Annotated in this window: 10 protein-coding genes; 5 read left to right on the top strand and 5 right to left on the bottom strand. The window is 59.5% G+C overall.

The window, feature by feature from the left end; translation table 11 throughout:
* The first annotated feature begins 84 nt into the window (after positions 1-84).
* The 4 genes from GOV53_RS17760 to GOV53_RS17745 are packed head-to-tail and all read left to right on the top strand — an operon-like array spanning position 85 to position 4,557.
* A complete protein-coding gene (locus GOV53_RS17760; protein WP_170468884.1) occupies positions 85-795 on the top strand; it encodes a GntR family transcriptional regulator in 711 nt (236 codons plus the stop codon).
* A 7-nt stretch (positions 796-802) separates the two neighbouring features.
* Entirely contained in the window at positions 803-1,720 is a 918-nt protein-coding gene (locus tag GOV53_RS17755) for a dihydrodipicolinate synthase family protein (RefSeq protein WP_170468881.1), read from the top strand.
* 3 nt (positions 1,721-1,723) lie between these two features.
* Entirely contained in the window at positions 1,724-3,220 is a 1,497-nt protein-coding gene (locus GOV53_RS17750; RefSeq protein ID WP_170468878.1) for an aldehyde dehydrogenase, read from the top strand.
* Complete coding sequence (locus GOV53_RS17745) at positions 3,217-4,557, top strand: NAD(P)/FAD-dependent oxidoreductase (protein WP_170468875.1); 1,341 nt, start codon at positions 3,217-3,219, stop codon at positions 4,555-4,557. The genes GOV53_RS17750 and GOV53_RS17745 overlap by 4 nt, the downstream gene beginning before the upstream one ends.
* 9 nt (positions 4,558-4,566) lie before the next feature.
* Here the strand turns inward: GOV53_RS17745 and GOV53_RS17740 are convergent, their stop codons facing one another.
* The 5 genes from GOV53_RS17740 to GOV53_RS17720 form a co-directional block, all read right to left on the bottom strand.
* Positions 4,567-5,301: an SDR family NAD(P)-dependent oxidoreductase gene (locus GOV53_RS17740; RefSeq protein ID WP_170468872.1), complete on the bottom strand. Its 735-nt coding sequence runs from the start codon at positions 5,299-5,301 to the stop codon at positions 4,567-4,569.
* On the bottom strand, positions 5,298-6,029 hold the full coding sequence (locus tag GOV53_RS17735) for an SDR family NAD(P)-dependent oxidoreductase (RefSeq protein WP_170468869.1): 732 nt from the start codon (positions 6,027-6,029) through the stop codon (positions 5,298-5,300). The genes GOV53_RS17740 and GOV53_RS17735 overlap by 4 nt, the downstream gene beginning before the upstream one ends.
* 11 nt (positions 6,030-6,040) lie before the next feature.
* On the bottom strand, positions 6,041-7,144 hold the full coding sequence (locus GOV53_RS17730) for a mandelate racemase/muconate lactonizing enzyme family protein (RefSeq protein WP_170468866.1): 1,104 nt from the start codon (positions 7,142-7,144) through the stop codon (positions 6,041-6,043).
* A 78-nt stretch (positions 7,145-7,222) separates the two neighbouring features.
* Complete coding sequence (locus GOV53_RS17725) at positions 7,223-8,770, bottom strand: trimethylamine methyltransferase family protein (RefSeq protein WP_170468863.1); 1,548 nt, start codon at positions 8,768-8,770, stop codon at positions 7,223-7,225.
* A gap of 153 nt (positions 8,771-8,923) precedes the next feature.
* Complete coding sequence (locus GOV53_RS17720) at positions 8,924-10,747, bottom strand: BCCT family transporter (protein ID WP_170468860.1); 1,824 nt, start codon at positions 10,745-10,747, stop codon at positions 8,924-8,926.
* Positions 10,748-11,305: 558 nt separating this feature from the next.
* Here GOV53_RS17720 and GOV53_RS17715 point away from each other — a divergent pair.
* Complete coding sequence (locus GOV53_RS17715; RefSeq protein WP_170468857.1) at positions 11,306-12,211, top strand: LysR substrate-binding domain-containing protein; 906 nt, start codon at positions 11,306-11,308, stop codon at positions 12,209-12,211.
* The last annotated feature ends 15 nt before the right edge of the window (positions 12,212-12,226 follow it).

The raw sequence follows: 12,226 nt of genomic DNA, 5'->3' as shown, positions 1-12,226 counted from the left end.
TTTCTGTATACAAGTTGTATTTTTATAGAATACAGAGAGTGCACGAAGTGACAATCACGATTCGCGCAGCCGTTGGAGGAACGGATGAAAGACGACGCAAAATCCCGGAAAGCTGAGCTGACAGAGCACCTGAAGGTCTCGATCCTGACCCTACGCCTGCAGCCCGGAACGGATCTGGACGAGGCACATCTGTCGGACGCCTTCGGCCTGTCCCGCACCCCGCTGCGAGAGGTTTTCCGGCAATTGGCCGGTGAGGGGTATTTGGACCTGCGCACCAACCGCAGTGCCCGGGTGTCAGAAATGTCCTACACCACTTTGCGCGACTTCTTTCTGGCCGCACCGATGGTTTACGGCGCGATCCTGCGGCTGGCAGCACAAAACGCGACCCGGCCCCAGATTGACGCCCTGAAAGAGGCGCAGCAGGCCTTCAAAGCTGCCTTGCGATCCGGGTCTGCCGAGGATCGTGCGCTGGCCAATAACCGCTTTCACGATGTGACCGGAGAGATGTCGGGCAATGTCTATCTGCTGCCGTCCTTCAACCGGCTGCTGATTGACCATGCTCGGATCGGGATGACCTTCTACCGGCCCCAAACAGCGAAGATGACCGAAAACCTGTCCGAGGCAAGCAACCAGCATGACGCCATCATCGCCGCCATCGAGGCGGGCGACGAGGCGGCTGCAGCGCAGCTGGCCGAGGACCACTGGAACCTGTCACGCGATCAGATTGAGCTGTTCGTGATGCCTGATGCGCTGGATGTCCCGATGGGCGTCCCGCCCCTTTCGAAACCTGCATGAGGACGGAATGAACCCGATTTTCAAGTTTGAGGGGATCTATACCCCTGTGGTCACGCCCTATCACGAGGATGGCGGCGTGAACTGGGACGCCTTGTCCAGCGTTATCGAATACCTGATCGAAAACGGCGTGCATGGCCTGATCTCGGGTGGATCAACCGGCGAGAACTATGCCCAGACGGTGGAAGAGCGGCTGGAACTGGCGAAATTCACGCATCAGCAGTTGAAAGGTCGCCTGCCTTTGGTCGTTGGTACAGGCGCGATGCTGACCCCGGACTCGATTGCGCTGGCAGCGGGTGCGCGAGAGATCGGCGCCGATGCGATCCTGCTGGCCAGCCCGCCCTATTCGGTGCCAACCGATCGCGAAAACGCTCTGAACGCGCTAGCCATCGACAAAGCCGCTGATCTGCCGGTAATGCTGTACAATTATCCGCACCGTACCGGCACGATGATGGGCGAAGAGTTCCTGGACCGCGTCGGCCGCAGCCGGAATTTTTGCGGCATCAAGGAAAGCTCGGGCGATATCAACCGGGTACATCTGCTGGCCCGCGATTACCCGCATATCCAGCTGGGCTGCGGGATGGACGATCAGGCGCTGGAGTTCTTTGCCTGGGGCGCGCCATTCTGGGTGTGCGGCGGGTCAAACTTCCTGCCTGCGGAACACGTGGCGCTGTATCAGGCCTGCGTGATCGAAGGTGACTTCGCCAAAGGCCGCCGGATCATGTCCGCGATGATGCCGCTGATGCGGGTTCTGGAACAGGGTGGCAAGTTCATCCAGACCATCAAACATGGCGTGACCATGAACGGCATCGACGCAGGTGCCATGCGGCCTCCGTTGAAAGGCCTAAACAAGGACGACAAGCGCGCATTGGAACAGGTGACGCGTGTGTTGAAGAAAACAATCGCTGACATCGTGGCGGAGGGCTGAGCAATGGAACTACTGACACAAGACGAATACAAATCCATCGCCGCAGGGCTGACCCTGCCCACAAGCGCCTTCATCGATGGCGCGTACCGCCCGGCGATCTCTGGCAACACGTTCGAGACAGTGAACCCCGCAACTGGCGAAAAACTGGCCGACATCGCGGCCTGTGGCGCTGCGGATCTAGACTTTGCCGTCGAAAAGGCGCGTGAGGCTTTTGACGATGGCCGTTGGTCGAAGCTGCACCCCTCGGACCGCAAGGACGTGCTGATCCGGCTGTGCAAGCTGATGACCCGCAACGCCCGCGAACTGGCGGTGATGGAAAGCATCGACAGCGGCAAGACCATCTACGACTGCGAAACCGTTGACGTGCCCGAGACGATCCACTGCCTAAAATGGCACGCCGAGGCGATCGACAAGATCTACGATCAGGTCAGCCCTGCCAGCGACGATCACATCGCGATGGTCGTGCGCGAACCGATCGGCGTTGTCGGTCTAGTATTGCCCTGGAACTTTCCCCTGCTGATGCTGGCGTGGAAGATCGGGCCTGCGCTTGCGGCGGGCTGTTCGGTGGTTGTTAAACCGGCTGCAGAAACCACACTGACCGCCCTGCGCCTTGCTGAACTAGCGATGGAGGCCGGTCTGCCCCGTGGGGTCCTGAACATCGTCCCCGGCGGTGGGGCCGAGGTAGGAGAACCCATCGGACGGCATATGGATATCGACATGGTCTCCTTCACCGGCTCGACCGTCACCGGCAAGCGGTTTCTGACCTATTCCGCTGAAAGCAACGCCAAAGAGGTCGTACTTGAGATGGGCGGCAAAAACCCCGCCATCGTTATGGACGACGCCGAGAACCTCGACCGCGTGGCCGCGCATATCGTCAACGGCGCGTTCTGGAACATGGGTGAGAACTGCTCGGCCTCGTCCCGGCTGATCGTGCATAAGGGTGTGAAGGCGGAGTTGCTGGAGCGCATCGCCCATCACGCCAAGCAGTGGAACATCGGCGACCCGCTGGACCCGGAGACCCGCATGGGTGCATTGGTAAGCGAAGACCACTACAACAAGGTGTGCGGCTATCTGGATCAGGCCGAGAACGTGGTGATCGGCGGCAAAGCTGACAAAGGCTTTGTCGAAGCTACCGTGGTCGAAGTTCCCGGCAATGACAACACACTGGCGCGCGAGGAAATCTTTGGCCCGGTCCTCTCAGTGATCGAAGTTTCGGGATTTGACGAAGCCATCAAGATCGCCAACGACACCGAGTATGGCTTGTGTGCCTCGATCTTCACAGCCAACGCGAAACGCGCCATTCGTGGCGCGCGGGCGATCCGGGCGGGCACCGTGACGATCAACAGCTTTGGCGAAGGCGACATCACCACACCCTTCGGTGGCTACAAGCAGTCCGGTTTTGGGGGGCGGGACAACTCGGTCCACGCGCATGATCAGTACACCCAGTTGAAGACCATCTGGATTGATCTGGCCGACGATGCGGATGAGGCAGTCGATTGACGGTCTACACGGCAAAGCGGCTGCCACGGCAGACAGGACCGGCAGGATGGAACGCCATTCTGCCACCTCAGACCCCATTGCCACAGTTGGACCGGAACCTATCGGCGGATATCACCATTGTCGGCGGAGGGTTTGCGGGCCTGACAGCCGCGCGGCGGCTGCACCAGCTTGATCCGACACTGAAGGTCGTTCTGTTAGAGGCCGGGCGTTTTGCCGATGGCTCTGCCGGGCGCAATTCGGGCTTCATGATCGACCTGCCGCATGATCTGGCATCGGACAATTATGCTGGCGATGGGCTGGAGGCGGACCGGGCAACCATTGCGTTGAACCGGCGTGCCATTGGGTTCGCAACAGAGGTCGCGCAGGACTGCAACCTGCCACAGGAAATGTTTGACCCTTGCGGGAAATTCAATGCCGCCGCCACGCGGGCCGGGGATCGGCACAACCAGGAATTCGCCGCTCATCTGGAGCGGTTGGGCGAGCCCTGTACGCTGTACGACCGCCAACAGATGCAAGAGATCACGGGCAGCCCGCATTACACATCCGGCCTTTTTGCGCCCGGCACGGTGATGATCCAACCCGCCGGATATATTCGGGCCTTGTCCTCTGATCTTTCAAAACAGGTCGATCTGTTCGAAAACTCACCTGTTACTGGGTTCGAAAAACAAGGTGCGGGATGGCTGGTTAAAACACCCGAAGCGCAGGTTTCAACGGGTCGGATTGTTCTGGCCAATAACGGTCATCTAGAAAGCTTTGGCTTCTATGAACGCAGGCTGATGCACATCTGCCTTTATGCGTCGATCACCGAGCGTTTGACACCGGAACAGATCAAGACGCTGGGCGGCCAACACCGTTGGTCCGTCACGCCCGCTGATCCGATGGGCACCTCGGTCCGGCGCGTTTCGGGCAGTTACGGCGACCGGATCCTGATCCGCACATGCTCGACCTTTCACCCGACGATCGAGACCAGCCCCATGCGCCTGCGCAACGCTGGCTGGGTGCATGACCGCAAGTTCCGGGAACGGTTTCCGCATTTGCCGGACGTCAAGATGGAGCACCGCTGGGCTGGGATGCTTTGCCTCAGCCGAAACGGATCGGCGGCATTTGGCGAGCTGAATACCGGCGTTTTCTCGGCCTGTTGCCAGAACGGTCTGGGCATCGCTCGTGGCACGTTGCAGGGTATGGGGGTTGCAGAACTTGTCGCGCAGGGCGGCTCGGACATCGCCGATCATTTCCTGGCCCAGCCCATGCCCCCGCGCCTTCCGCCAGAGCCCTTCGCCTCACTGGGTGCAAACAGCTATCTGATCTGGAAAGAGTGGAGATCGGGGAAGGAGTGAACCTGCCCGTCAGGGCAGGCTGAGCTTGCTCATGCGCCCCCCATCCACAGTATAGACCTGACCGGTGACAAAGCTGGCCTCGTCCGACGCCAGAAAAGCGACCATGGCTGCCACCTCCTCGGGGCGACCAGTCCGGGCCAAGGGATGAATGCGGCCGATGTCTCGGCGAAAAGCCTCAGGGTCTGGCTGCGTTTCAATAAAATTCATGTTCAGTTCCGTGTCGATCCAGCCGGGCGCCACGGCGTTGCACCGGATGCCTTCGGCGCCATGATCCACCGCCACGGCCCGCGTCAGGCCATGCAGGCCCGCCTTGCTCGCGCAATAGGCGGCGTGGCCGGGATTGCTGCCCAGCCCTTCGATAGAACCGATATTGACGATGCTGCCCAGTGTTTCCCGCAGATGAGGCAATGCCGCTTGGATCAGCAGAAAAGGCGCCGTCAGGTTGACCGACAGATTGCGGTGCCAATCATCAAGCGACATCTCTTCGACCAGCGCCTCTTGCATCATACCCGCATTGTTGACCAGGACGTCCAGACGCCCTGCCCGGTCGATGACATGTGCGATCACATCTGCCGGGCTATTCGGATCGCTGAAATCCGCCTCGATCCCCTCGAACTCAGGGTCTTCTCCACGCTGCGCGGTGAACACCCGCGCCCCGTCTTGCCGCAACCGTTCGGCAATGGCCCGACCAATGCCGCTGCGCCCTCCGGTGACCAGGGCGGTCTTGCCTTCAAATCGGGTCATGATACCGGCTTGCCTCCGTTCACTTCGACCAACGCTCCGCACATATAGCGCGCGGCGTCCGAGGCCAGAAACAGGATCACGTCGGCAATGTCTTCAGGCTCGGCGATGCGGCCCAGTGGGACAGTCTGCCCCAGCTCGGCCACGGCGCTGTCCGGGTCGAACCCGCGTTTGGTAAAGCCCGAGCGCAGCATCGGCGTGTTCACCTCATTTGGGCAGACCGCGTTGATCCGAATGCCCTGATGTGCGTGGTCCATGCCCATGCACTGTGTCAGAGAGGCGATGGCCGCCTTGGTCATGCAATAGACCGCATGGTTCGGACCGGGCCGCAGACCCCAGCAGGATGCAGTGTTCACGATCGCACCTCCGCCATTTGCGGCCATGATCGGGATCGCAGCGCGACAGACCCGAAACGGCGCTTCGACGTTGACGCCCAGCGACAAAGACCAATCCTGATCCGAGGTCTCGGTGACCGCACCACGCGTGATAACGCCCGCGTTGTTGACCACGATATCCAGCCCGCCCAGCGCATCCGCAGCCTTCCGCGGCAGAGTATCGGCGTAAGTCGGGTCCAGCAGATCACCGGGCAAATGCGCCTCGGCCTCAATCCCCTCGACCGTGCGATCAGCAATAGCAACCCGGGCCCCTGCGGCGCGTAGGCGCTGGACCAGAGAGGCTCCGATCCCGCCAGCAGCCCCGGTGACCAATGCAGTTTTTCCTTCGAATTCCATAAGCTGCTCCCTCAGAACGATGCCACAGGCGCGCCAAAGCGGGTCTCGTCCGGCACAACGCCCAGACCCGGACCGGTTGGCACGTTGATATGCCCAGCCTCGATGCGGATTCCGTTTTCGGGATCATAGTGGCCGTCGATGTAGGGCGCGGCCAGCCACACACCTTCCAACAGTTCAGGCCGCACGGTCGCGCCGATATGCGTGCAAGCCGCTGCGATGATGTCACCGCCCCAGCTGTCATCACAGGTATGGGGCAGATTGCGCGCTTCGCATACGTCCCGGAAGGCGCGCATGGGCTGGAGGCCTCCGATCCGGGTGACTTTCATGCCGAACCCGTCCACCAGACCGGTGCCCGCCGCCGTTATGACCGTGTTCAGGCTGGTACTGTTTTCATCCATGTAGATCGGATGGCTCACCTGTGGGCGGATTTTCTGCAGGTCTTCGATCGTGTTACAGGGTTGCTCCATTACGAAAGGAATATCCGGGCATTCCCGGCTGACGCGCAAGGCATCGCGGGTTGTCCAGCCTCGGTTCCCATCCACGGCCAGGCGCATACCGGACCCGCCGATTGCCTCCCAGACCTTTCGGATGGTTTCGATGTCCAGCTCGACCGGCCGGCCCCCGACCTTGATTTGCAGGCGCGGATAACCCTCGGCCAACTTGTCCACCGCCAGACGCGCGATGTCGTCCGGTGCGCCCACACCGGTCGCATAGTAAGACGGCACTTTGTCCACCGCAGCGCCGCCAAGCAGGTCCGACACGCTGACCCCAAATTGTTTACCAAGCAAATCATGCGCGGCGATGTCGATGGCCGCTTTGGCATAGTTGTGGCCGTTCAGCAGGCTGTCCATCTGACGGTGCAGACCAAGCACAGAGACTTCGGCGCCGACCAAACCTTCGGCCATCAATGCCAACGCGGCGCGGGCTCCGGTTGCATGCGCCTCGGCATAAGTTGGGCCGACCGGGCAGGTCTCGCCCCAACCGATCAGGCCATTGTCGGCAACCAGTTTGACCAGCGTGGTATCCAGCGCCCAGACCTCGGCGTTGGCCATCGTGTAGGGCCCGTTTTTGACTGGCAGATCGTGGCTATAGATGTGAATTTCGGCGATTTTCACTGTTTGATTTCCGTGGCGTTCTTGAAAGGAAAAAACCCGCCCTATGGTCCGGGCGGGTGAGTTTCGGGGAAAATTAGCCTAGTAGCTTTGGTTCAGCTCATCAGCCGCAGGGATTTCTCGTTCGCGCCGGGCGATGTAGTCCAACAAGGCTTCGTTTTTGGCCTCATCAAGCTTGGGTTCTTGATACTCGGCCAACAACGTACGGGCGCGGTTGAGCGCGCGTTCGGTGATTTCGACGCTGCCCTCAGCCTGCCATTGCTCGATCGAGTTGTTGTCGAACAGTTCCGGCATGAAAAAGGCGCTTTGGAAGTTGTCCTGCGTATGGGGGTGGCCAAGGTAATGTCCGCCGGGGCCAACATCGGGGACCGCCGCGATGGCCTGGTCGAAATCGTGCCACTTGGGGCCTTCAGCCATGCGGTAGGCCATCGCGCATTGTTCGGCATCGACGATGAACTTGGCGACAGAGCAGTGCATCCCGGCCTCGTTCCAGCCCGCGCTATGCCAAATGTAGTTAGCCCCTGCATGAACAACCGCCTGCAACGTGGTCGCGGACTCATAGCCGGCCTGCGCATCAAACGTCTTGGCCCCGCCCAACGTGTTCGAGGTGCGCCACGGCACATCGTAGTGCCGCGCCATCTGGCCGATCATAAAGTTCATCAAGCTGATCTCGGGCGTCCCCGCCATCGGCGCACCGGACTTCATGGAAACGGTCGACAGGTAGTGACCGTAGATCGCAGGCGCACCCTTGCGGATCACCTGCGTGTAGGCCAGTGCGCTCAGCGCTTCGGCATTCAGCTGGGCAACGGTGGCCGGAACGGATGCCGGGGTATTTGCCCCGCCCAATACAAACGGCGAGCACAGAACAGGCTGCTTGCGGCGGCAGAACGCGCGCATCGCGCCCAGCATGGTTTCGTCCCATACCAGCGGTGAGTTGCCGTTGCAGTTGCCTGTGGTGACGGGGTGGTCCTCAAGGAACTCTTCTCCGAAGAGAATGGCGCACATCTCCATCACATCCTCGGCGTTCTTGGGGCTAGTGGTCATGCCCATGAACGTCTTGTCCGAATTCTTCATCGAGGAATACGTGATCCGCAGATGCCGCTGGCTGATCGGGTGATCGTAGGGTTCCACGATATGATGCGCCGAGCTGTGCAACGCGGGCATCATGTGACTCAGCTTGTGGAACATCGCCAGATCGTCCAGCGTCGGGTTGCGGCGGACGTCGTCCAGATCGCGCAGGAACGGCGCGCCGGTCATCGGCACAAAGATCGAGTGCTTGCCACCCAACCGCACGTTCTTTTTCGGATCCCGCGCGTGATAGGTAAAATCGCTTGGAATGGTGGCGATCAGTTCGCGCACGAGTCCGCGATCTAGGTAAACCAACTCACCTTCGACTTTGGCACCGACCCTCTTCCAGTCTTCTAGGGCGATGGGGTCGCGGAACTGAACGCCGACATTCTCAAGAATATCCATCGAAGCATTATCGATGCGTTCAACCTGGCTACCGTCCATCACCTCGCAAAGAGGGATACCGCGCGTCAGGCCAGGCAGCATTTCAAAGTTCGGGGCGGTGCGCATTGCTCTGCGGGCAGAGCGTCCGCCAGCGCGTGTCGTGGTGCGAATGTTCACGGGGCAATCCTCCAATCTTGCACTCAGACTGGCGGATTCGGCGGCGGCTCACCTCACTGATTGCGATATCTGCTTGCAAGAAGCGACACCGTCCCGGAACGAAAAACGCCGCCCCGGTCGGGGCGGCGCGTTAGCTTTATTGGAACTCAGACCTTATTCAGCCGCCTGAGTTTCAGCAGAATGCTTGTCCCGCAGGCTATCGCGGTAAAGCGCCTTGGCCAGCGACACGCACATCAGACCCATCACCATGGTAAAGGGCAGCGCGCCGATTATCATCGCATTGCGAAGTGCGTCCATCGGGTTGTTGTCCCCTGCCGCCAAGATCAGAGCGCCGATCACAGCCGTCAGGATCACACCCCAGATGATGCGGTGCTTGATACCGGTTTCCTGGCTGCCGCCGGACATGATGGTGTTCATCACCAGAATGCCCGAGTCCGCCGAGGTGACCAGGAAGGTCATGATTAGGATCACGCACATGATGTTCAGCATGGACAGAAGCCCGCCATCGATCATGTAGGACAATGTCGTGAACAGCTTGTTGGTGTTCGACGCACCGATGATCGCACCCTCGGCAGCGCCTGCCAGTTCCAGATCAATTGCGGTTCCGCCCAAGATGGTCATCCAGGCAAAGCACACCAGTGCCGGTGCGAATACACAGCCCAGAATGAACTCACGCACCGAACGCCCTTTGGAGATGCGCGCCAGGAACAAACCGACGAAGGGCGAGAAGGCGATCCACCAGGCCCAGTAGAACGTGGTCCAACCTGCCTGCCATCCGAACTGACGACCCTGCTCACCGGCAGCATAGGCTGCAGTCAGGGTTGCCTCGTCCAGTTGCGCTGCCGCGCCTTCCAGACCGCTCTTGAAGCCGTCAAAGCTGCCCCAAGCGTTGGTTGCTCCGCCCATCAGAGCGTTGGCATGCGCCTGTGCCTCTGCTGGCAAGGCTGCCGCAAACGCCTCGGCCGAAAGCGGACCGTAGGCATTAAAGCTCAGCGACAGGAAGTGCAGGATGTAGTCCACCATCGCCGTGCCGTATGTGGTCATGGCAAAGACGAACGAACCAAAGACCACGAAGGTGCCCAGCAGGATGATCGACAGAACCAAGTTCAGGTTCGACAGGTATTTCACGCCGCGGCCAACACCCGACACGGCCGAGATGATCGACAGGCCCATGATGACGACCAGACCGGTGATCAGGCCCACTTTGCTCGGGGTCGGAACTTCGCCACCCAGATCCATGACCCAACCCATGCCGGTGATCGCGTAGACACCGTCGATGAACTGGCTGACGCCGTAACCGATGGTTACCGAGACACCAAGGATCGTTGCGACAACACCCAGAACGTCAACCACGTGACCCAGGAACCCGTTCATCAGGCGACCAAACAGCGGGGTCAGGGCCGAGCGAATGGTCAGTGGCATACCGCGCGTGTAGGCGTAATAAGCCAGCGACAGGCCGGTAACGACATAGATTGCCCACGCATGGAAACCATAGTGCAGGAAGGTGAAGCGATACCCCGACTGCAAAGCCTCAGGCGTGTTGCCTTCGACCGCGCCGGAAACAACCACAGGGTTCGACCCCCACAGGCCCAGCGGTTCAGCCGTGGCAAAGACCATCAGACCAACGCCCAGACCGGCGCCAAACATCATCGAGAACCACGAGAAGTTCGAGAATTCAGGTTTTTCACCCGGCGTTCCCATAATCCGGCGACCAGTGGCCGGAAGGATGGCGACAATGGCCAGGAAAAAGAAAAACGCGCCGACAATGATGATGTAGAAGCTGTTAAAGACTTCCAGCAACTTGCCGTTCAATGTGCCCAGCGTACTGGTAGCGTTCGCCGGAAAGACCAGTGCCCAAAGTACAAGGGCCACCATGATGCCTTTACTTATCAGGGCGATTGGGACGCTGTAGTTTTCATAGAAACCGTCATCGGCCGTTTCTATTTCAACGTCCGTAAAAGGTTCGGGTATCGACATGTTTCTCCTCCGTGGTGTCGCGTTCTTATTGTAGTTGTCTCGGTGCCTATGCAGTCGGCCCGTTAATCCGGGCGCAGACGATCAATCCATCGCCAAAGGCCCTAAATCTGCAGTCCTAAAGTATTTGCGTTGCGCCCTTGCTGTCGTGTCAGGCGATGGTTCGGCTCATCCTGAGTTGCAATGAATTCAACACAGGGAAATCTCAGGTGATACATACGCAAACCAACCGGGGATACGTTTCGCGCCTCCATCACTTTCCCTTTCGGCCTGTCCCGGCGGTCAGTTGGTGCGTCGATTTCGGCGGAAGCACCTTGCGGCGTCGGGCATTTTCGCCCAAAAACCCTGCCAAACGCAATAATTGTTGGTCAAAACGACTACAGCGACGGGCAGAACTAAATTCGGCCAGAACCGACGTATTGACGAAAAATACGACATCGACGGCAAACGTGAAGCAAAAAAACACCAAATCTCGTGACCGGCTCTGGCTTTCACCTTCAAAAAAATTAAAACTAAGTTGATCAAAACTAAACCAAAGCCGACAAAAACTTACCTGCTGAAATGTCCAGACGTCACTATAACCTGCCGCCGCTCACAACTCTGTCCGCCTTTGAGGCTGCAGCTCGCCACCTCAGCTTCAAAAACGCTGCCGTAGAACTGTCCGTCACGCCGGGTGCAGTCAGCCATCAGATCAAAGCGCTTGAAGGCGATTTGGATACACCCCTGTTTCAGCGCAAGCATCGCGGCGTCGATCTGACCGAGGACGGCAAAGCGCTGTACGAGGCATTGTCTACGTCCTTTGGCCGCATCTCGAAAACGCTCAGCATGATCCGCGACCGGTCCACGGCGGGAAAGGTGACCGTGGGCTCGACCACAGCGGTGGCGGCGCTGTGGCTCTCGCCGGCCGTCATTCGGTTCTGGCGCGAGATGCCTGAGGTCAATGTCGATCAGCTTTCACAGGACCGCCCTTTCCGGGATCGACCGGACGTCGACTTTTTCATTCGCTATGGCAGGGATAGCGATCCCAACCTATCGCACACGCCATTGTTTCGAGATCACCTGGTCCCTGTCGGCAGCCCAGAATTGGCCGACCGGCTAGCGGATGCCGATTTGGAGGACTTGACGCGTGAGCGGTTGATCCACCTGGACTCCGAAGACCGAAGCTGGACGACCTGGCCGGACTGGTTTCAGCAGCTTGGGTATGAAGGAACGGTTCCGATTGAATCCCGCGTAAACAGCTACTCGGTTGCGTTACAGCTTGCCCGCAAAGGCGCAGGTCTGGCGTTGGGATGGCAACGACTGATCCAACCGATGCTGCAATCGGGCAAACTGGTTCCAATCGGATCTCACCAACTGGCGGCGCCAAACCAGTTCTATCTGGTGGGTCGCCCCGATGACGAACTGTCGGACAGCGCCCGCGCCCTGAAAAACTGGATCATTCAGGAGGTTCAAGAAGGTTCAGTTTAGGTGAGATCACCCACC

It is taken from the genome of Ruegeria arenilitoris (assembly GCF_013035315.1).
Classification (GTDB): Bacteria; Pseudomonadota; Alphaproteobacteria; order Rhodobacterales; family Rhodobacteraceae; genus Ruegeria; species Ruegeria arenilitoris_D.
Note: the sequence above shows the minus strand (reverse complement) of the source record. Positions and strands in the feature narration are given on the sequence as shown.